Source organism: Streptomyces olivochromogenes (assembly GCF_001514115.1).
Classification (GTDB): Bacteria; Actinomycetota; Actinomycetes; order Streptomycetales; family Streptomycetaceae; genus Streptomyces; species Streptomyces olivochromogenes.
In genome coordinates this window covers 221,283-240,736 of the sequence record NZ_KQ948458.1, presented here as the reverse complement: position 1 = coordinate 240,736, position 19,454 = coordinate 221,283, and the positions used below count along the sequence as shown (strand labels likewise).

The 19,454-nt window shown below is 70.3% G+C and carries 17 protein-coding genes; 8 read left to right on the top strand and 9 right to left on the bottom strand.

What is annotated here, in order from left to right:
- The first annotated feature begins 58 nt into the window (after window positions 1-58).
- Window positions 59-1,177 carry a phosphoserine transaminase gene (gene serC / locus AQJ27_RS23125; RefSeq protein WP_067371909.1) on the top strand — a complete coding sequence of 373 codons (1,119 nt, stop codon included), beginning with the start codon at window positions 59-61 and terminating at the stop codon, window positions 1,175-1,177.
- 108 nt (window positions 1,178-1,285) lie between these two features.
- On the opposite strand, the gene AQJ27_RS23120 is transcribed toward serC, so the two are convergent.
- Complete coding sequence (locus AQJ27_RS23120; RefSeq protein ID WP_067371906.1) at window positions 1,286-2,272, bottom strand: hypothetical protein; 987 nt, start codon at window positions 2,270-2,272, stop codon at window positions 1,286-1,288.
- Window positions 2,273-2,409: 137 nt separating this feature from the next.
- Here AQJ27_RS23120 and AQJ27_RS23115 point away from each other — a divergent pair, with 137 nt between their 5' ends.
- Window positions 2,410-3,084, top strand: a complete 675-nt coding sequence (locus tag AQJ27_RS23115; RefSeq protein WP_067371902.1) for an SGNH/GDSL hydrolase family protein — start codon at window positions 2,410-2,412, stop codon at window positions 3,082-3,084.
- A gap of 53 nt (window positions 3,085-3,137) precedes the next feature.
- Here the strand turns inward: AQJ27_RS23115 and AQJ27_RS23110 are convergent, their stop codons facing one another.
- Window positions 3,138-4,049, bottom strand: a complete 912-nt coding sequence (locus AQJ27_RS23110; RefSeq protein ID WP_067371899.1) for a MerR family transcriptional regulator — start codon at window positions 4,047-4,049, stop codon at window positions 3,138-3,140.
- A gap of 138 nt (window positions 4,050-4,187) precedes the next feature.
- Between AQJ27_RS23110 and AQJ27_RS23105 the strand changes: the two genes are divergently transcribed.
- The gene (locus AQJ27_RS23105; RefSeq protein WP_067371896.1) at window positions 4,188-4,775 is read left to right on the top strand and encodes a Uma2 family endonuclease; all 588 of its coding nucleotides are present in this window, start codon (window positions 4,188-4,190) and stop codon (window positions 4,773-4,775) included.
- A gap of 59 nt (window positions 4,776-4,834) precedes the next feature.
- On the top strand, window positions 4,835-5,827 hold the full coding sequence (locus AQJ27_RS23100) for an aldo/keto reductase (protein WP_067371893.1): 993 nt from the start codon (window positions 4,835-4,837) through the stop codon (window positions 5,825-5,827).
- 252 nt (window positions 5,828-6,079) lie between these two features.
- Here the strand turns inward: AQJ27_RS23100 and thpR are convergent, their stop codons facing one another.
- The 3 genes from thpR to AQJ27_RS23085 all read right to left on the bottom strand — a co-directional run bounded on the left by thpR (window position 6,080) and on the right by AQJ27_RS23085 (window position 8,779).
- Window positions 6,080-6,652, bottom strand: coding sequence for an RNA 2',3'-cyclic phosphodiesterase (thpR, locus tag AQJ27_RS23095; protein ID WP_067372449.1), 573 nt, complete (start codon window positions 6,650-6,652; stop codon window positions 6,080-6,082).
- Window positions 6,653-6,713: 61 nt separating this feature from the next.
- A complete protein-coding gene (locus AQJ27_RS23090) occupies window positions 6,714-7,997 on the bottom strand; it encodes an MFS transporter (protein WP_067371889.1) in 1,284 nt (427 codons plus the stop codon).
- A gap of 344 nt (window positions 7,998-8,341) precedes the next feature.
- Window positions 8,342-8,779 (bottom strand): MarR family winged helix-turn-helix transcriptional regulator, encoded by a 438-nt coding sequence (locus AQJ27_RS23085; RefSeq protein WP_054235179.1) that lies wholly within the window; start codon window positions 8,777-8,779, stop codon window positions 8,342-8,344.
- A 143-nt stretch (window positions 8,780-8,922) separates the two neighbouring features.
- Between AQJ27_RS23085 and AQJ27_RS23080 the strand changes: the two genes are divergently transcribed.
- The gene (locus tag AQJ27_RS23080) at window positions 8,923-9,105 is read left to right on the top strand and encodes a hypothetical protein (protein WP_054235178.1); all 183 of its coding nucleotides are present in this window, start codon (window positions 8,923-8,925) and stop codon (window positions 9,103-9,105) included.
- A gap of 39 nt (window positions 9,106-9,144) precedes the next feature.
- Here AQJ27_RS23080 and AQJ27_RS23075 read toward each other — a convergent pair whose 3' ends face one another.
- Window positions 9,145-10,596: an NCS2 family permease gene (locus tag AQJ27_RS23075; RefSeq protein WP_067371880.1), complete on the bottom strand. Its 1,452-nt coding sequence runs from the start codon at window positions 10,594-10,596 to the stop codon at window positions 9,145-9,147.
- A gap of 283 nt (window positions 10,597-10,879) precedes the next feature.
- Between AQJ27_RS23075 and AQJ27_RS23070 the strand changes: the two genes are divergently transcribed.
- From AQJ27_RS23070 to AQJ27_RS23060, 3 genes are all read left to right on the top strand, one after another.
- Window positions 10,880-11,158: a DUF2530 domain-containing protein gene (locus AQJ27_RS23070; RefSeq protein ID WP_067371877.1), complete on the top strand. Its 279-nt coding sequence runs from the start codon at window positions 10,880-10,882 to the stop codon at window positions 11,156-11,158.
- Between the two features lie 133 nt (window positions 11,159-11,291).
- Complete coding sequence (locus AQJ27_RS23065) at window positions 11,292-13,691, top strand: cation-translocating P-type ATPase (protein ID WP_067371874.1); 2,400 nt, start codon at window positions 11,292-11,294, stop codon at window positions 13,689-13,691.
- Between the two features lie 31 nt (window positions 13,692-13,722).
- Window positions 13,723-13,953, top strand: a complete 231-nt coding sequence (locus AQJ27_RS23060) for a DUF7683 domain-containing protein (protein WP_067371872.1) — start codon at window positions 13,723-13,725, stop codon at window positions 13,951-13,953.
- Between the two features lie 86 nt (window positions 13,954-14,039).
- On the opposite strand, the gene AQJ27_RS23055 is transcribed toward AQJ27_RS23060, so the two are convergent.
- From AQJ27_RS23055 to AQJ27_RS23045, 3 genes are all read right to left on the bottom strand, one after another.
- On the bottom strand, window positions 14,040-14,804 hold the full coding sequence (locus tag AQJ27_RS23055; RefSeq protein ID WP_067371869.1) for a calcium-binding protein: 765 nt from the start codon (window positions 14,802-14,804) through the stop codon (window positions 14,040-14,042).
- A gap of 110 nt (window positions 14,805-14,914) precedes the next feature.
- Complete coding sequence (locus tag AQJ27_RS23050; protein WP_067371866.1) at window positions 14,915-15,763, bottom strand: DUF5707 domain-containing protein; 849 nt, start codon at window positions 15,761-15,763, stop codon at window positions 14,915-14,917.
- A 238-nt stretch (window positions 15,764-16,001) separates the two neighbouring features.
- Window positions 16,002-19,199 (bottom strand): sacsin N-terminal ATP-binding-like domain-containing protein, encoded by a 3,198-nt coding sequence (locus tag AQJ27_RS23045; RefSeq protein WP_067371863.1) that lies wholly within the window; start codon window positions 19,197-19,199, stop codon window positions 16,002-16,004.
- Window positions 19,200-19,454: the final 255 nt, after the last annotated feature.

The window sequence follows — 19,454 nt, the reverse complement described above, 5'->3', positions numbered from 1 at the left end:
CGTCTCACCCGCCGGACGAAGTTTCCACCGCGTTTCGCATAACGGATACGCTCGCACCGTGGCTGATATCCAGATCCCCGCTGACATCAAGCCCGCCGACGGACGTTTCGGCGCGGGCCCCTCCAAGGTGCGCACGGAGGCGCTTGACGCGCTGGCCGCGACCGGTACCTCCCTGCTCGGCACCTCCCACCGCCAGGCCCCGGTCAAGAACCTGGTCGGCAAGGTCCGCGAGGGCGTGCGCGACCTGTTCTCGCTCCCCGACGGCTACGAGGTCGTCCTCGGCAACGGCGGCTCCACCGCCTTCTGGGACGTCGCGACCCACGGCCTGATCGACAACAAGTCCCAGCACCTCACCTTCGGCGAGTTCAGCTCCAAGTTCGCGAAGGCCGCCAAGCTCGCCCCCTGGCTCGCCGAGCCCACCGTCATCTCCTCCGACCCGGGCACGCACCCCGAGCCGGCGGCCGAGGCGGGCGTGGACGTCTACGCCTACACCCACAACGAGACCTCCACCGGCGTCGCCGCCCCCCTCAAGCGCGTCAACGGCGCCGACGAGGGTTCCCTCGTTCTGGTGGACGCCACCTCCGGCGCCGGCGGCCTCCCGGTCGACATCACCGAGACGGACGTCTACTACTTCGCCCCGCAGAAGTCCTTCGCCTCCGACGGCGGCCTGTGGATCGCCGTCTTCTCCCCCGCCGCCATCGAGCGCGCCGAACGCATCCACGCGAGCGGGCGTCACGTGCCGGAGTTCTTCTCGCTTCCCACGGCGATCGACAACTCCCGCAAGAACCAGACGTACAACACCCCGGCCCTCGCCACCCTGTTCCTGCTCAACGAGCAGCTGGAGTGGATCAACGGCCAGGGCGGTCTGGAGTGGTCCACGGGCCGTACGAAGGACTCCTCGACCCGCCTCTACACCTGGGCCGAGGAGAGCAAGTACGCGACCCCGTTCGTCGCCGACCCCACCAAGCGCTCGCAGGTCATCGGCACGATCGACTTCGCCGACGAGATCGACGCCGCCGCCGTCGCCAAGGTCCTGCGTGCCAACGGCATCGTCGACACCGAGCCCTACCGCAAGCTCGGCCGCAACCAGCTCCGCGTCGCGATGTTCCCGGCGATCACCCCGGCGGACGTCGAGGCGCTGACGAAGTGCATCGACTACGTGATCGAGAAGCTGTAGTCCTCAGTCGTACGCAGAGAGGGGCGCCCGGCGCGGGCAATCGCGCCGGGCGCCCCTCTCTCATGCCGTACGCATCCTCACGTCGCCGTGCACGTCACCATGGGGCGACTACGACTTGCGCAACAACCTCTTCAGCCCGAACCCGGCCACCAGAACCGCCGCGAGGGCGAGCGCCCCCTTGGCACCGGAGCTCATGCCGCCGCCACTCCCGCCGCCCGACGCCGAACCCCCGCCCTGCGAAGGCGACTTGGAGTCGGACCCGCCCCCGGGAACCGAGCCGGGCTGGACCGGACTGTCCTTGCCCTCGCTGCCGTACATGAGCTTGGACCCGTCGGGGGTGTACGTGACCGACTCCCCCTGCCGCTGGAGCGGTACGTCCAACCGCCCCTGGCGCTTGAGCTTCCCGTCGTTCCAGGTGTACGCGATCCCGCCGAAGTACCCGCGCACGACGAGCTGTTCGCCGTTCGGCGAGAAGGCGCCGTCGGTGACCCAGAGGTCGATGGTGGCGACGGACCGGAAGATGTTGGTGCCCGATGCGGAGAGCCGGGCCGGACCCTCGTACAGGTGGCCGCCGTCCTCGTTCTTGTCGGCGATGTAGACCCGTCCGGTCTTCGGGTGGACCATCAGCGCCTCGGCGTTGCGGGGCCCGTCCGCGTACTTCACGACGTACTGCGTGGCCCGGATCGTCTGGTCCTTGAGCACCTTCGGCTCGGGCAGCTTGTAGATCCACACGTAGGACCACTTGCCGCCGAGGTTGTCGCCGATGTCGCCGACGTAGAGGTCGCCGTCCGGCCCGAGGGAGATGGCCTCGACGTCACGCGGCGCGCCCACCCCCTTCATGGTGATGGTGGCGACGGTCTCGCCGGTCCTGCTGTCGACGGCGTAGAGGTAGGGACCGTCGTCGCTGTCGTTGTGGGTCCAGTAGATGCCGGGGTGAAGATGCGAGGCGGCGAGCCCGCTCGACTCGGTGATCCGGGGATCCTTGATCGTGAACCCCCCGTCCCCGTCGGCGGCGAGGGCCGGTGCCGGCAGCGCGAGGGCGAGAACGGCAGCGGCGGAGGCGGCTCCGGCGAGGAACGAGGGCGATCGGCGCATGGCCCAAGCCTGCCATCCCGGCGCCGCCGGGACCCGGTGAGCCCCCGGGGAGCCGCCACCCCCGGCGTGTCCATCCTCACACCCCACACCCCACACGGCCCTTACTCATCGCCCGCCCGATCAACCATGATGAGCGGATGCTCAGGTTCATGCCCGTCGGCGACTCCATGACGATCGGAAGCGCGGGCGAACACACATGGCGTTACCGAATGTGGCAGCACCTGCGCGCGACGTACGGGGGCCCGTTCCGGATCGTCGGCCCGCGCGAGACGCTGTACGACAAGGCGACGGAGTCTCCCGACTCGCACGAGTACGCGGACCCGGACTTCCCGCGCGCCCACCTCGCGGGCTGGGGCGAGGGCTGGCAGCACATGGTGCCCCTGATCGGTGAGGCGGTCCGCACCCAGCGCGCGGACGTGCTCCTGGTCTCCCTCGGCCTGATCGACCTGGGCTTCTACACGAACGCCGTGCAGACGGCGGCGAACGCCCGCGCCTTCGTCGCCGAGGCCCGTGCGGCGAACCCGCGCATCCACCTGGTCCTCCTCCCGGTGATACCGAACGTCCGTGCGGAGTCCGACGCGCCCTTCGCCGCCCAGGTCGCCGCCTTCAACGAACTCCTGGCGAAGGCGGTGGCCGACCTGGACGAACCCCGCTCCCCCGTCCTCCTCGCCTCCCCGCCCCCCGGCTACGACGTCCACCACGACACGTACGACGGCACGCATCCCAACGCGTCCGGCGAGCACAAGATCGCGGAGGCCTTCGCGGAGGCGATGTACCAGGCCTGGGACCTGGGCGAGCCCTACTCGGCCTGACCGCCGACGCCGGCCGGCGGCTTTGGCGGTGTCGTCGTGGCGTACGTGAGTCATCAACCCCGGACGCGCAGCGCCTCGACGGCCCAGTCCAGCACGGGCGCCGCACTCTCCGGTGCCGGCCAGCCGTTGATGACGGCGAGCAGCTCCGTGTACCGCTCCCTGCGCGGGTCGTTGACGGCTTCGAGCCGGGTCAGAACGTGTACGTCGTGAGCGAGGAGCGCCTCGACGACCGGCGCGGCGGCGCTGTCTCCCGGCTCGATCCCCGCCGCGAGGACCGGGCCGACCAGCTCACGAACGGCCGGGACCAGTCCGGGGCGGGGCCCGCCGCCCCGGGCACCCTCCTGCTCCGCCTCCAGATGCGCGACCAACCGCCTCACGACGGCCCGGAACTCCCCGTCCTGGGACAGCTCGGCCAACTCCACCCAGGCCGCGATCTGTTCGGGTTCGGGGTTGTCGGGCAGTTCGGGGGTGAACGAGCGCCGGATCCCGACGAACGCGCCGGAACCGGCCGACCCAGTGAAGACGGAGTCGAGGAAGTCGTCGATCAGACGTCGGCGTTCGTCCTCGGAGAGCCTTGCCAACCGGTGCATGAGATCCATCTCCTCGGGGCTGGAGTCGCGCCGGGCCACCGCCGTCAGCACCGCGTGCCGCAGCCGCAGGGTGCGGATCTGCACGGCGAGCGCGTCCGCGTGCGCCGCCGCGACCTCGGAGAGCGAGAGTTCGCGTGCCACGACCTTCCGGATGTCCGCAAGTCCTACTCCCAGGTCACGCAGGGTCCGCACGAGATCCAGACGCGCGAGGGCGTCGGCGCCGTAGAGGCGGTAGCCTGCCGGGCTGCGACCGGTCGGCGGCACGATGCCCCGATCGGAGTAGAACCGAATCGCCTTGACCGTCAGCCCGGTCCGCCGCGCCAGCTCACCGATCGAGCAGAGCGGACCGAGGGGGTCGTTCATGCCGCCGTCCATGCCCCCACCCTGCCGCCTCCCCCTGGGGGAGACTCAAGTGACCGCCGGGAACTGATCCCCACGTGACCACGTCACCGTGCGTATCGTTGTACCGCGCGGCTGCACTCGACCGGGTTGCGGCCGGGGAGGAGCGCCACGATGACCGTCCTTGAAGACAGGATCGAGATGGCCGACGCCAACACCAAGCGCTTGGACGAATGGTTCCAGCGGCTTGAGCGTATGCCCGTCCCCGAAGGATTCAGGGTCGAGATCGTCGGGGGCACCGTTCATATGACGCCGCAGCGTGACACCCACTGGGAGATCATCCGCAGGATCGTGCGGTCCGTCGAAGACAGGTTCGGGATGGACGTCAAAGTCTTCTCGGACGTCCGCATCGACTTCCCGGGCCGCGAGAACGGCTTCTGCCCTGATGTGGCCAAACTCAGCGACTCCGCAGAGAAGGACGACGAGGGCCGCTGGCATTACAAGAACGTCGAGTTCATCGCCGAGGTCATCTCGCAGAGTACGGGCTCCAACGACTACGGCCCCAAAAAGACCGCGTACGCGCTCGCGGAGGTCCCCGTCTACCTCATCGCCGACCCCTACCAGGGCAGGTGCCACCTCTTCACCCAGCCCAAAGACGGCGAGTACGTCAGTGAGTTGTCCGTCGCCTTCGGGGTGGACATCGACCTCACCACCACTCCCGTCGGCCTCACCCTCAAAACGGACGAGTTCCCCCGCGACTGACCCGCCACGCGGACACCTCCCTTGCCTAGAGCGCACTCCACCCCGTTGGCTAGGGAGTCATGAAGTACACGCAGCTCGGACGCACGGGACTCAAGGTCAGCCGACTCGTCCTCGGCACCATGAACTTCGGTCCGCAGACCGACGAAGCCGACAGCCACGCCATCATGGACGCGGCGCTGGACGCAGGAATCAACTACTTCGACACCGCGAACGTGTACGGCTGGGGCGAGAACAAGGGCCGTACGGAAGAGATCATCGGGAACTGGTTCGCGAAGGGTGGTGAGCGGCGCGACAAGGTCGTGCTCGCCACCAAGGTGTACGGGAACATGGCCGCCGACGGCGACGCCTGGCCCAACCACGACAAGCTGTCGGCCCTCAACATCCGACGGGCCGTGGACGCCTCCCTCAAGCGGCTCCGGACCGACTACATCGACGTCTACCAGTTCCACCACATCGACCGCCGCACTCCCTTCGAGGAGATCTGGCAGGCGGTCGACGTACTGGTGCAGCAGGGCAAGATCCTCTACGTGGGGTCCAGCAACTTCCCCGGGTACAAGATCGCCCAGGCCAACGAGATCGCCGCCCGGCGCCACGGCACCATCGGTCTCGTCAGCGAGCAGTGCCTCTACAACCTCGCCGAGCGGCACGCCGAGATGGAGGTCATCCCGGCCGCGCAGGAGTACGGCCTCGGGGTCATCCCCTGGTCGCCGCTGCAGGGCGGACTGCTCGGCGGTGTCATCAAGAAGGAGGTCGGTGGCGGGCGCAGGGCGAGCGGCCGGGCCGCCGACTCCCTCGCGAACACCACCATCCGCGCGCAGGTCCAGTCGTACGAGGATCTGCTCGACAAGCACGGGATCGAGCCCGGCGAGGCCGCCCTGGCCTGGCTGCTGACCCGCCCCGGCGTCACCGGCCCCATCGTCGGCCCCCGTACCGCCGCACAGCTCGACTCGGCCCTGCGCGCGGTCGAGCTGGAGCTGTCGGACGAGTTGCTGACCGGCCTGGACGAGATCTTCCCGGGTCCGGGCCCGTCCCCGGAGGCCTTCGCCTGGTAACGCTCCCCAGGGGGCGCCCGCCCGGGCGCCCCTCAAGGGGCATGAGGAACCGCGCGACCGGCCACGACCTGCCCGCGGGCGGACAGGCGGCGCGGTGTTGCGGCCGACCCGGCGGAGCGGCCCGGCCGGCCCTACTTGACCGCTGCCGCCAGCGCCACCACGACGAACATCAGCACGAGTACACCGGCCATGATTTGGTTTCGGGTCTTCGGGTTCACGCCATCGAGGTTAACCGGCCGCCCCCGAGGACCTTCAGCCGCCCGCCCCGTCCAGCGGCCAGGACGCCACCGTCTCGTAGCGCGGCTGCTCCCCCGACACTCCTGACCTCGGCAGATTGCTGCGTACGAGACACAGCTCCCGGACCGTCCAGTCCCGCCCGGCGAAGGCGTCCATGGCGGCGACGTACGGGGCGAAGTCGGCGGTGTCGCGGCTGCGGGCCAGCGTGAGGTGCGGGCGGTAGCGACGGTGCTCGCCCGTCCCGACGCCCGCCTTCCGCGCCGCCGCCTCCGCCCGGTCGGCCAGCAGCCGCATCGCAGGGACGTCCCCCGACACCCCGGTCCACAGCGCCCGGCCCCCGAAGTGGCCGCCGCCGCGGAGGGCGAGGGGGAAGGAGGGGGTGCGGTGGGCCGCGCGGGCCAGGCGGTCCGACAGGGGCTGGACCAGCTCTTCGGCCACCTCGCCGTAGAAGGCGAGGGTGAAGTGCCAGCCGGGACGGCCCGTCCAGCGCAGTCCGTCCGCGCCCGGCAGGCGGTGCAACTCGTCCACCACCGTGCCGAGTTCACGCACCGCGGCCTGGGGTGGCAGCACGGCCGCAAAGAGTCTCATGCGCATCACCCTTCCAGGGAATGGATCACCTGACCACCTTCGCGCCGTGCGGTTGCCGTCGTCACACCGCCGTGGCCATCCGCTCCTTCTGCTCCCCCGCCTCCCTCGGTACGAAGCTGACCTGCGGGTGGCCGCGGTGCCAGCCCACCGACAGGCGCAGGCCGCCGACGCGGGCCAGGACCAGGCCGACGGTGGTCGCGGCGACGGCCGAGACCAGGCCGCCGAGGGCGAAGCCGACCCGGGCGCCGTAGGCGTCGGTGACCCAGCCGACCAGGGGCGCCCCCAGCGGCGTACCGCCCATGAAGACCATCATGAACAGCGCCATCACCCGGCCGCGCATGGCCGGGTCGGTGCCCATCTGGACCGCGGTGTTCGCCGTGACGTTGACGGTGAGACCGAAGATCCCGATGGGGACCATGAGGAGCGCGAAGAGCCAGAAGGACGGGGCCAGGGCCGCCATCACTTCCAGGATGCCGAAGGCCATGGCCGCCGCGATCAGGATGCGCAGTCTCGCCGTGCCGCGGCGGGCGGCGAGCAGCGCGCCGGCCACCGAGCCGACCGCCATCAGTGTGTTGAAGAGGCTGTACCCGCCGGCGCCCGCGTGGAAGATGTCGTCCGCGTACGCCGAGAGCCAGACCGGGAAGTTGAAGCCGAACGTGCCGATGAAGCCGACGAGGACGATCGGCCAGATCAGCTCGGGGTGGCCGGCGACATAGCGCAGGCCCTCGCGGAGCTGGCCCTTGCCGCGCGGCGCCCGCTCGACGGGGTGCAGCTCGCGGGCGCGCATCAGGAGCAGACCGACGACGGGGGCCACGAAGGACAGGCCGTTGAAGAGGAACGCCCAGCCCGTGCCCACGCCGGTGATCAGGACGCCCGCGACGGCGGGGCCGACCAGGCGGGCGGACTGGAAGTTGGCGGAGTTGAGACTGACCGCGTTCTGCAGCTGGCCCGGGCCGACCATCTCGGAGACGAAGGACTGGCGGGCCGGGTTGTCGATGACCGTGGCGAGGCCGACGGCGAAGGCCGCCAGGTAGACGTGCCAGACCTGGACATGGCCGGAGAGGGTCAGGAAGGCGAGCGCGAGGCCGGTGACGCCCATGGCGGTCTGGGTGGCCAGCAGGGTGGGGCGTTTGGGGAGGCGGTCGACGAGGACGCCGCCGTACAGCCCGAAGAGCAGCATCGGCAGGAACTGCAGTGCGGTGGTGATGCCGACCGCGGCGGAGGAGCCGGTGAGGCTAAGGACCAGCCAGTCCTGCGCGATGCGCTGCATCCAGGTGCCGGTGTTGGAGACGACCTGGCCGAGGAAGAACAGCCGGTAGTTCCTGATCCTCAGCGAGCTGAACATCGAGGAGCGGGGGGAACGGGAGGAACTCTTGGGGGCGGGCGGGGAGTCGGGGGTGGCTGGTCCGGGGGCGGAAGGTATTCCGGATCCCGTACTCAAAGGGATTCGCCTCCTAGCGTGGGACGTCGTTGCACGCGGGCGCGGCCGCGTCTGTCACGGTGAGGTTCGGGCACGGCGGAGCGTGCGGGGCAGTGCGCACGGCCGTCACGGCGTGCCCCTGGCGGTGCACGGGGCACCGTGGCCGGCGCACATCCGGCGGTCCGCCGTGCGCGGCTGCGACCGCCGCGCGGCGCCCGCGCCGAACCCGCGCCTGTCGCGGGCGGGCCCGGGCAGGGTGTGCGCCCCTGTCACAGTTGCGCGAGCTTCTCGAGGACGGGCGCGGCCTCGCGGACCTTCGCCCACTCGTCCTCGTCGAGGGCCTCGACCAGTCCGGCCAGGAACGCGTTGCGCTTGCGGCGGCTCTCCTCGAGCATCGCCTCGGCCTTGTCGGTCTGGGTGACGACCTTCTGGCGCCGGTCCTCGGGGTGCGGCTCCAGCCTGACCAGGCCCTTGGCTTCCAGCAACGCGACGATGCGGGTCATCGACGGTGGCTGCACATGCTCCTTACGGGCGAGCTCGCCGGGCGTGGCGGTGCCACAGCGGGCGAGGGTGCCGAGCACCGACATCTCTGTCGGGCTCAGCGACTCGTCGACCCGCTGGTGCTTGAGTCGACGCGACAGCCGCATTACTGCGGAGCGCAGGGCGTTCACGGCGGCAGCGTCGTCGCCATGGGTGAGGTCAGCCATGTCCTTAGAATAACTCATTACTCTCTCTAAAGAGCCACAGGATGCCCGCGACACGGGCGACTGAACCGTCACGTCACCCATATGAGTGAGTCGCATCCAGAAAGTGACCCCTCGTCCCTCCTGCTCCCGCGACCCTCGACCGCATGGGGACCAGCGTGCTCAGCCTGCGGATAGACGGGGAGCTGCTCGACCGGCTCCGACACCATGCCGCCAAACGCGGAATGAGCGTCCAGGACTATGTCGTCCGGACGCTCATTCGCGATGACTTCGACGAGCGGTTCCAGACCGCGGTCGAGGAGACGGAGAAGTTCTACGGGGTCACGTGAGACCCCGTGGGGCCGCTCGCGTGACCCCCATGGGGCCGCTTACGTCAGGCCCAGGGCCGGCATCAGGTAGTAGAAGGCGAACACCGCCGAGACGACGTACATCGCGACCGGGATCTCCCGGCCGCGGCCGGCGGCCAGGCGCAGTACCACGAAGGTGATGAAGCCCATGCCGATGCCGTTCGTGATCGAGTAGGTGAACGGCATCATCATCATCGTCACGAAGGCCGGGATGGCGATCGTGTAGTCCGCCCAGTCGATCTCCTTGACCGAGTGGGACATGATCAGGAAGCCGACCGCGATGAGTGCGGGCGTGGCGGCCTGGGACGGGACCATCGTGGCGACCGGGGTGAGGAACAGGGCCACAGCGAAGAGCGCGCCGGTGACGACGTTCGCGAAGCCGGTGCGGGCGCCCTCGCCGACGCCCGCCGTGGACTCCACGAAGCAGGTGGTGGCCGAGGAGGAGGTTGCGCCGCCCGCGGCGACCGCGATGCCGTCGACGAAGAGGACCTTGTTGATGCCGGGCATGTTGCCCTGCGCGTCGGTCAGCTTGGCCTCGTCGCTGATGCCCATGATCGTGCCCATCGCGTCGAAGAAGGTCGACAGCAGCACGGTGAACACGAAGAGGATGCCGGTCAGCACGCCGACCTTGTCGAAGCCACCGAAGAGACTGACCTTGCCGACCAGCCCGAAGTCCGGGGTGGCGACCGGGTTGCCCGGCCACTTCGGGGTGGTCAGACCCCAGGACGGGATCTTGGCGACGGCGTTGATGATCACCGCGACGACCGTCATCGTGACGATCGAGATCAGGATCGCGCCGGGCACCTTGCGCACCATCAGCGCGAGGGTGAACAGCGTGCCGAGGATGAAGACCAGGACGGGCCAGCCGTTGAGGTGGCCGTCGGCGCCGAGCTGGAGCGGCACGGTCGTCTGCGCGATGTCCGGGATGCGCGTGACGAAGCCGGAGTCGACCAGGCCGATCAGCATGATGAACAGGCCGATACCGATCGCGATGCCCTTGCGCAGGCCCAGCGGCACGGCGCTCATGACGCGCTCGCGCAGACCGGTGGCGACAAGCAGCATCACGATGAAGCCCGCGAGGACGACCATGCCCATGGCGTCCGGCCAGGACATCCGCGGGGCGAGCTGGAGGGCGACGACCGTGTTCACGCCGAGGCCCGCCGCCAGCGCGATCGGCACGTTGCCGATGACGCCCATGAGCAGCGTGGTGAAGGCCGCGGTCAGGGCGGTCGCGGTGACCAGCTGCCCGTTGTCCAGGTGGTGCCCGTACATGTCCTTCGCGCTGCCCAGGATGATCGGGTTCAGCACGATGATGTAGGCCATCGCGAAGAAGGTGGCGAGGCCGCCGCGGATCTCGCGGGGCAGGGAGCTGCCGCGCTCGGAGATCTTGAAGTAGCGGTCCAGCGCGCCCTGCGCGGGGCCGGGCCCCGGCTGGTCCGGGGCGGGGGCCTTGGTGGTGGCCGAGGTGGACATGGGTGACCTCATACGTGCGGGGCCTTGCGGGCCAGGACTGGCGCCGGGCGGGGACAGGCGCCGGGCTGGGGGAAACATGATCGAGTCTGGCCGCTGCGCGATCACCAACAGGTTTCTCAGATGTTTCTGTTGGAGTTTCGTACGAACAGAAAGAGCCAGACTCGGACTGTTTCAGTATGAACATATGAGTTCGAAATCGCTATCTCCGCGCGTAGACCGTTGGTATACAAGGGCCCGCACGGGTCCGGCGGAGCCGGGGCGGACGGCCTCGTAAGCTGTGTCCATGGCGAAGTGGACCCCCAAGCACGAGGCGCCGGAGCCCCTGGAGGGCCCCGTCGTCGCCACCATCACGGGCGGCACGATCCTCTGGTTCGTCCTCTTCCTGGTGCAGGTGCCGTTCTACGGCTGGTTCGACGACCACGGGCACCTGTGGTGGCTGTGGACCTGCCTGGCCGGCGCGGGCCTCGGCCTGATCGGCATCTGGTACGTCCGTGGGCGCGACGCCGCCCTCAAGAAGGCCGCCGCCGAAGCGGAGCAGCAGCCCTCCGCCACTACGGAGTAACCGTCCGCTGCTGCGGAGTAACCGGTTCCCCCTACAACCACGGCATCACTGGCCGCCGCTCCGGTCCTCCGCTGGTCGGATCTTTGGGGCACTCGGCGGGTGAAGCCGTATTTCCGCACGTACCGTCGGATGCATGACGCACATCGACGCGGGCGCCGAACTCGACCCTGTTCACCCCGTGCCCCTGCCCGCCCCCAAGCGGGCCCCGGGGCTGTCCGCCGCCGAAGTGGCCGAACGGGTCGCCCGCGGCGAGGTGAACGACGTCCCCGTGCGCAGCAGCCGCTCCATGGGCGAGATCGTCCGCGCCAACGTCTTCACCCGGTTCAACGCGATCATCGGTGTGCTCTGGCTGATCATGCTGTCCGTGGCGCCGTTCCAGGACAGCCTGTTCGGGTACGTGATCATCGCCAACACCGGGATCGGCATCATCCAGGAGTGGCGGGCCAAGAAGACCCTGGACTCGCTCGCGGTGATCGGCGAGGCGAAGCCGACGGTCCGCAGGGACGGGGTCGCGGGCGAGGTCAGTACGTCGGAGATCGTGCTGGACGACGTGATCGAGATCGGGCCCGGAGACAAGATCGTCGTGGACGGCTCGTGCGTCGAGGCCGACGGTCTGGAGATCGACGAGTCACTGCTCACCGGTGAGGCGGACCCGGTGGTCAAGCACGCCGGCGACGAGGTGATGTCGGGCAGCTTCGTGGTCGCGGGCGGCGGCGCGTTCACCGCGACGAAGGTGGGCCGGGAGGCGTACGCGGCCCAGCTCGCCGAGGAGGCGTCCCGGTTCACGCTCGTCCACTCCGAACTGCGCAGCGGTATCTCCACGATCCTCAAGTACGTGACGTGGATGATGATCCCGACCGCGATCGGTCTGGTCATCAGCCAGCTCGTGGTCAAGCAGCACGGCTTCAAGGACTCCATCGCCCGTACGGTCGGCGGGATCGTCCCGATGGTCCCCGAGGGCCTGGTCCTGCTCACCTCCGTGGCCTTCGCGATCGGCGTCATCCGGCTTGGCCGGAAACAGTGCCTCGTGCAGGAACTTCCCGCCATCGAGGGCCTCGCCCGCATCGACACCGTCTGCCTCGACAAGACCGGCACCCTCACCGAGGGCGGCATGGACGTCACCGAGCTGCGGCCGATCCAGGGCGCCGACGAGACGTACATACGCAAGGCCCTCGGGGCGCTCGGCGAGTCCGACCCGCGCCCGAACGCCTCCCTCCAGGCGATCATCAACTCCTACCCGGACAGCGAGGACTGGCGCTGCACCGAGTCGCTGCCGTTCTCCTCGGCCCGCAAGTACAGCGGGGCGTCCTTCAGCGAGGGCAACGGAGAGTCGAGTACGTGGCTGCTGGGCGCCCCCGACGTCCTGCTGCCCGACGGGGACCCGGCGCTCGCCGAGACCACGCGGCTGAACGAGGACGGGCTGCGGGTGCTGCTGCTCGCCAAGGCCTCGAAGGACCTCGACGACCCCAAGGTGACGGAGGGCGCCCGCCCCACCGCCCTGGTGGTCCTGGAGCAGCGGCTGCGCCCGGACGCGGCGGACACCCTGCGCTACTTCGCCGAGCAGGACGTCAAGGCGAAGGTCATCTCCGGCGACAACGCGGTCTCGGTGGGCGCGGTGGCCGGGAAGCTCGGCCTGAGCGGCACTGTCGTGGACGCGCGCCACCTTCCCGACGAACAGGAGGAGATGGCGAAGTCGCTGGACAAGGGCACGGTGTTCGGACGGGTCACCCCGCAGCAGAAGCGGGACATGGTGGGCGCGCTCCAGTCACGCGGCCACACGGTGGCGATGACGGGCGACGGCGTGAACGACGTGCTCGCCCTGAAGGACGCCGACATCGGCGTGTCCATGGGCTCGGGCTCGGAGGCGACCCGGGCGGTGGCCCAGATCGTGCTGCTCAACAACAGCTTCTCGACGCTGCCCTCGGTGGTCGCGGAGGGCCGCCGGGTCATCGGCAACATCACCCGCGTCGCGACCCTCTTCCTGGTGAAGACGGTCTACTCGGTGCTGCTGGCCATCCTGGTGGTGTGCTGGCGGGTCGAGTACCCCTTCCTGCCCCGGCACCTGACCCTGCTGTCCACGCTGACCATCGGCATCCCGGCGTTCTTCCTCGCGCTCGCCCCCAACACGGAGCGGGCGAGACCGCACTTCGTCCAGCGGGTCATGCGGTACTCGATCCCCGGGGGCGTCGTCGCGGCCGTCGCCACCTTCATCACATACATGGTGGCCCGTCACCACTACACCGGGCCGGGCGAGTTGGACGCGGAGACCAGCGCCGCCACGCTGACACTGTTCCTGATCTCGATGTGGGTGCTGGCGATCATCGCGCGCCCCTACACCTGGTGGCGCGTCGCCCTGGTGGCCTCGATGGGCCTGGCGTTCCTCGTCGTACTGATCGTGCCGTGGCTCCAGCACTTCTTCGCCCTGAAACTGGTGGGCGTGCAGATGCCGTGGATCGCGGTGGGCATCTCGGTGGTGGCGGCGGCCACCCTGGAGTTCCTGTGGAGATGGGTGGACCACCGGTTCCCGGCGTAACCTCTCCGTCCCACCACGCGAAAGTGATGCCATGCGGATTGTTGTCGCCCGCTACGAGAAAGACGCGGACTCTCCGGATTCGGTCACGGATCTGTCCACCGTCGACGTGAACGCCGTATCGGCGATGCTGGGAGTTCCGGCCGCCGAACTCACCGACGTTTATCCCTTGGAGAAGCCCCACAGGAGTGAATTGCAGCGCCTTACGGGAGTCGGCCTCGACCTCGACCACTACGAGTACTTTCTTGAGGTCCTGGCCGACTGAGGGTCGACGGGCACCGGGAAGAGCAAAGGCCGGGCGCCGCCCGTCAACAGGGCGGCACCCGGCCTTCGTGTGGTGACCCGCGAGGATCAGCGCACGTCGATGTAGTCACCGGTGGCGTTGACCGCCGGGGTGCTCGTGGTGCCGGCGAAGGCGTAACGGTAGGTGCCGTCGACGGACGCCTTGACCGTCGTCTTCAGCGCGCCACCACTGGTCGTCTTGATCGTCTTGACCGTGGTGTAGGCGCTGGCGCCCTTCTTCTTGAACTGCAGCTTCACCGGCTGACCCGTGTAGCCCACGTACTTCCCGTACTCCCAGCTCGCGCGCGTCAGGGCGCCGGTGACCGTGATGGTCTTGCCCTTCTTCACCGGCTCCGGGGCCGCGTTGACCGTCAGCTTGGAGAGGCGCTGGAGCTTGAAGCTGCCCGCCTTCTCCTTCCAGATGAAGTTGGAGTCGTCGCCGTTGGCGTCGACCCAGGCGTCCACGTACCAGGTGCCCGCCTGGTCGCTCGTGACGTCGTACACCCGCGGGTCGACGGTGAAGCTGGTGGAGCAGGTCGACGTCGTGGCGCTCGCGGCGACGCACTTCACCGAGGACGTGGTGAGGATGCCGTAACCGGGGCCGTTGAGGGTGATGTCGGCGCTCTTGATGCCCTGGTTGTCGGTGGCGGTGACGGAGACCGTGAACTTCTTGACGGTCGCCGCGCCGATGACGACGTCCTTGCCGCCGTTCACGACGACCTTGGTGATCTTCGTGTCCCCCTGGCTGCCGTCCGCGAAGGCCGCGGGCGCCAGAGCGGCTCCGGCGGCGGCGAAGGACGCGAGCAGGGCGACGGTGCTGGTGCGCTTGCGCATGGATTCCCCCCATGGGTTGATGTGTCGGCTGACGACCGAGCGAGGTGCCAAACGACGAACCCGCGCCCCTGGATGGGACGCGGGGAAAAGCACGAAACAGCTGGTGGTGACTACTGCACGTCGACGTAGTCACCCGTGGCGCTGACGGCCGGGGTGGTCGTGGTGCCCGCGAAGGAGTAGCGGAAGGTGCCGTCGACGGACGCCGTGACCGTCGTCTTCAGCGCGCCACCCGTGGTCGTCTTGATCGTCTTGACCGTGGTGTAGGCGCTGGCGCCCTTCTTCTTGAACTGCAGCTTCACCGGCTGGCCCACGTAACCCGTGTACTTGCCGGTCTGCCAGTCGGCGCGGGTCAGGGCACCGGTGACCGTGATGGTCTTGCCCTTCTTGACCGGCTCCGGGGCGGCGTTGACCGTCAGCTTGGAGGCGCGCTGGACGTAGAAGCTCTTGGCGTTGTCCTTCTGGACGTAGTTGGCGTCCTTGCCCTGCGCGATCGCCCAGACCTTCCAGGTGCCCGCGTGCGCGTTGAGCAGCTGCTCGTTGGCCTGGATCGTGAAGGTCTCCTTGCAGTTCGAGGTCGTGCTGCTGACCGCGGTGCAGGAGGCCTTCTCGCCCCCGTTCTCGTTCGGCACGGCTCCGTTGTCGGAGTCCTCGATGTTCGCGCCGTGGTACAGGATCGCGAGCGCCATGTTGATGCCGGAGTTGTCGGTGGCCGTGAAGGTGACCGTGAAGGTCTTCTTCGTGGTCGTGCCGAAGACGACCCCCTTGCCGCCGTTGACGACGACGTTGGAGATCTTGGTGTCACCCTGGGTGACGTCGGTGGGCGACTTCGCCGTGTTCGGCTGAACGCTGCCGGCGAGCGCGGCGGCGCTCGGGGCGTCGGCGGCCTGAGCGGCCGGTACGACGAAGGCGGAGAGGGCCAGGGCGCCGGATACGGCTGCCACAGTGGCGCGAATGCGCATGCGATCCCCAACTGGAGAAAGGGGCCCCGGTGGTGAGTGGTCGTTCCTCACGGCTCGTCTTCCCTTGGGGCCCAAGTGATCGTGGAGTCTGTTGACTCGGGTGATCAGATTCGCGAGGGGAGCGAATGGTTGTACGGCTGATGGAACCTTTGTGCGGGTATGACGAAGGTCACAGCATGGGCCCACCGGAGGAGGCGCGAACGACCGCGCACCCCCTCCGACGGGCCCGGACCCGAGCTCAGTCGAACCAGCGGTCCCGGGCCAACTCCTCCGTGCGGGACGGGTCCTCCAGCAGGGCCGCGACCTCGAAGCGGCGCGGCCACTGTCCGGCCGCCCAGGCGAGGCCGGCCGCCACGCCCTCCAGGGTGGCGGCGTGCAGCACCCCGTCCCGCGTGCGGCGCCAGTCCAATTCCGTGCCGTCGACGACGAGTTCCTCGTGTTCGACGTACGAGGCGGGGGTCGAGGGGCCCAGCAGGACCCGCACGGACTGCGGTACGTCGTGCTCGGTGCCCTGCGAGGTCACCTCGCCGGTCACCGACTCGCTGAGCCGCCGCACCTGGAACAGCTCGGCGAGATCGGCCGCGCGCGCGGGCCGTACGGGGAGCAGCGGCATACCGCCGGTGAAGGGCAGCAGGTCGGGCGAGTCGACGACCACGGCGTCAGCGGCGTCCACGACGACCACCTCGCCGTCCACCACGGCCCGCAGCTCGTCCGGCAGGGTCACCTGTTCGGGTTCGAGGTCGGCCAAGGCCCCGTAGAGGGCGTGGAGTTGCGCTCCGGAGACCTCGCGGTCGGGGTCGGCGAGCCGGTCGAGGAGTTCGGCGGCGCCGCCGGGCTCGCCCAGGAGGGCGGCCACGGACGTGCGTACGCCCAGCGCCCGCAGGACCTGCTCGTCGTCGAAACCGGTGGCGTCGGCGGCGTCGTACAGGCCGTGCAGGAGGGGGTCGCCGCCCTCCGCCCGCAGACCGGCCGGGCGGCGGCCGTCGAGGACCGGGTGGTCGCGCAGCCACCAGGCCGTGTACGGCCGGACGATCTCGTGCGTTCCGTCCGGGAGGAGGATCCGCACCGGCTGGGTGAGCGCGTCCCGCAGCGGCGGCCGGGAGAGCAGGGCGAGTGCCTGCGGCCAGCGGTCGTCGTCGACCAGGTCCAGGTCCCGTACGGCGACGATCTCCGTCGCGACCGGCGGCACCGGTGTGTCGGGCAGCCGGTCGAGGACGTCCTCGCACCACACGTCGACGGCGTCCAGCAGACCCGCGTCGTCGGGTTCGGCGAAGTCCGCGTCGCGGGGCTCCAGTTCGTCCGGGTCGAGGACGACGTCGGTGGCACGGACGAGGGTGAAGTTGGCGAGCACACCACAGGCCGCGAGCGGCTGTTCGCCCCAGCGGTCGGCCAGCTCGCCGTCGACGAAGGCGAGTTCGTCCTCGCGCATGACCTGCGCGAAGGGGCTGCCGGGCAGTACGAGTTCGCCCGCGGGGAGGAGTTCGCCCTCCTCGTCGGGCAGGGCGAGGGCGCCGAGCCAGGGTTCGTCGCCGGGTTCGAGGGCGGCGTCGCGGACCAGGGCGAGGACGAGGTCCGCCAACTCCTCGGTGTCCGGGGTCTCCTGGTCCCAGGCCGCCCCCTCGTCGTCGAGGGAGGCGGCGACGGCGGCACGCACCTGCGGGGTGGTGAGGACGGCGCGGGGGGTGGCCGGGAGGGCGCCCAGCTTCTCCAGGAGGGGGTGGGCGGCGTCCGGGTGGGCGACCTTGAGGCCGAGCCGGGCCAGCGTGTCGGGGGCGGCGTGCTGGGCGCCGTCGGGGTCGGGCAGCAGGATCTGGCGGGGGCCGATGGTCGTACGGCCGTCGGCGAGCGGTACGGGCAGGCCGGAGAGCCGGTCCGGGTCGACGCCGGCGAGGCTGTCGTACAGCCGCCACCACCAGCCCGGGTCCTTCTCGAGGCCGGCCAGCCGGTCCACGGCCTCGGTGAGCGGGACACGGGCGACACCCAGCGTCCGCAGCTCCACCCGGCGTTCCAGCCCCGCGGGCAGCAGGCTGGGGATCACCTCGGCGAGGACGCGGACGGTCTCGGCACCGGCACCCTCGACGACCTCGGCGTCGCGCGGCCGGAGGGCGTCCGGGTTCTCCGCGATCTCCGCGAGGCCGATCCCGGTTGCGCCGTCGCGCTCGCCCTCGGGCCAGTCCGCCGGAGCGTCCTGGTCCTTGGCCTGCGGGACGGCGGGCGGCAGGAAGGCGGTACGCGGCAGCCGGTCCAGGATCGCCTGGCGCAGGGTGCCGTCCAGCTCGCCCTTGCCGAGCGGGCCGGGCACGAGGTCGATGATCCCGGTGTCCACCGGGCGCCAGGCGGCGAGGAGTTCGGCGTAGGCGTCCGCGGCGCGCTCCACCAGGAACGCGGTGAGCGGGCCGGGCGCGGCGTGGCGCCGGGTGGTGTCGAGCGGGAGGGAGGCGATGAGGAGAGCCGGCACGCCGAGGGGTTCGTCGCTGGGCGTGGGCGCGTGGACGACGGGGCTGGTACGGGGCCGGGCGGGCGTGCCGTCCTCGTCCACCGGGACGGCCCAGGTCACCGACCAGTGCGGGCGCAGGCGCTCCTCGACCGGGCGGTCGGCGAGGAGGGCGGGGTCGAGGGGGCCGTGGTGGGAGACGGTGCGGTAGGGCGTGGTGCCGTGGCGGGAGTCCTCGATGGTGACGCCGTGCTCGTCGCCGCGGCGCCGCAGCGTGCGTACGTCCTCGCCGCCCTCCCCGACCTCGACGATCACTTCCTCCAGGCCCGGGAGGGCGAGCAGGAGGGCGTCGTCGATGTTCTGCAGGAGGCGCTCGGCGAGGCCCTCGGCGGCGGGGTCGCGCAGCGGGAGGATCACGACGGTGTCGTACGGGTCCGGGGCGGTGCCCTCGGCCGCGAACGGCAGCCTGAGCAGCGGCACATGACCGTCGCGCCGACGGATCTCGTCGCCGAGGCCCGGGCTGTGGCGGGCGGTGTCCGCCGCCAGTTCGCGGGCCTCGGCGAGGGACCAGCGCACGCCGCCGTGCCGGCCGACCACGGCGGGCTCGTCGGTCACCGCGAGGACGGCCGCGAAGCCGACGCCGAAGCGGCCGACGGCGGTGTCGTGCGCGTCCCGCTTCGCGGAGGCGCGGAGGGTGGCGAGGGATTCGACGCCGGCCGCGTCGAGGGGGGCGCCGGTGTTGGCCGCGAGGAGTACTCCGTCGCGGAGGGTGAGGCGGAGACGGCCGGGGACGCCGGCGCGGGCTGCCGCGTCGGCGGCGTTCTGGGCGAGCTCGACGACGAGCCGGTCCCGGTAGCCGCCGAGGACGAGGTCCTCCTCGGCGTTGGCGTCCTCGCGGAACCGGGCCGGGCTGGTGGCCCAGGCGTCCTGCACGCCGCGGCGCAGGCGGGCCGTACCGAACGGGTCCGCGCCCTCGGCTGCCGGCCGCACGAACTTGCTCACGGTTCACTCTCCCTCTCGCTTCGCGCGATCGCGAGCGCTGGGCTCGGCCGCGGCACGAAGGTACCGCGCGGCGGGAGGGGTTCTGGCCCGGGCCACGGTGCGTGCGAGCCACCGCGGGCCCCTGAACCGGGGCTACGCCCCGGATCCCCGCCCGCAGATCTCCTGTCCGCGGGCCCGGTGGGGGCTGGGCGCGCAGTTCCCCGCGCCCCTGAAAACCCCGGGGCACCCAGCGTTCCAGAGCCCGTGCCTCCGCCC

Excerpts from the sequence above, each read along its gene's own strand:
- AQJ27_RS23120 (WP_067371906.1), bottom strand. The coding sequence starts at position 2,272 with ATGCGCCGATCGCCCTCGTTCCTCGCCGGAGCCGCCTCCGCCGCTGCC.
- AQJ27_RS23115 (WP_067371902.1), top strand. The coding sequence starts at position 2,410 with ATGCTCAGGTTCATGCCCGTCGGCGACTCCATGACGATCGGAAGCGCG.
- AQJ27_RS23110 (WP_067371899.1), bottom strand. The coding sequence starts at position 4,049 with ATGGACGGCGGCATGAACGACCCCCTCGGTCCGCTCTGCTCGATCGGT.
- AQJ27_RS23105 (WP_067371896.1), top strand. The coding sequence starts at position 4,188 with ATGACCGTCCTTGAAGACAGGATCGAGATGGCCGACGCCAACACCAAG.
- AQJ27_RS23100 (WP_067371893.1), top strand. The coding sequence starts at position 4,835 with ATGAAGTACACGCAGCTCGGACGCACGGGACTCAAGGTCAGCCGACTC.
- thpR (WP_067372449.1), bottom strand. The coding sequence starts at position 6,652 with ATGAGACTCTTTGCGGCCGTGCTGCCACCCCAGGCCGCGGTGCGTGAA.
- AQJ27_RS23090 (WP_067371889.1), bottom strand. The coding sequence starts at position 7,997 with ATGTTCAGCTCGCTGAGGATCAGGAACTACCGGCTGTTCTTCCTCGGC.
- AQJ27_RS23085 (WP_054235179.1), bottom strand. The coding sequence starts at position 8,779 with ATGGCTGACCTCACCCATGGCGACGACGCTGCCGCCGTGAACGCCCTG.
- AQJ27_RS23080 (WP_054235178.1), top strand. The coding sequence starts at position 8,923 with ATGGGGACCAGCGTGCTCAGCCTGCGGATAGACGGGGAGCTGCTCGAC.
- AQJ27_RS23075 (WP_067371880.1), bottom strand. The coding sequence starts at position 10,596 with ATGTCCACCTCGGCCACCACCAAGGCCCCCGCCCCGGACCAGCCGGGG.
- AQJ27_RS23070 (WP_067371877.1), top strand. The coding sequence starts at position 10,880 with ATGGCGAAGTGGACCCCCAAGCACGAGGCGCCGGAGCCCCTGGAGGGC.
- AQJ27_RS23065 (WP_067371874.1), top strand. The coding sequence starts at position 11,292 with ATGACGCACATCGACGCGGGCGCCGAACTCGACCCTGTTCACCCCGTG.
- AQJ27_RS23060 (WP_067371872.1), top strand. The coding sequence starts at position 13,723 with ATGCGGATTGTTGTCGCCCGCTACGAGAAAGACGCGGACTCTCCGGAT.
- AQJ27_RS23055 (WP_067371869.1), bottom strand. The coding sequence starts at position 14,804 with ATGCGCAAGCGCACCAGCACCGTCGCCCTGCTCGCGTCCTTCGCCGCC.
- AQJ27_RS23050 (WP_067371866.1), bottom strand. The coding sequence starts at position 15,763 with ATGCGCATTCGCGCCACTGTGGCAGCCGTATCCGGCGCCCTGGCCCTC.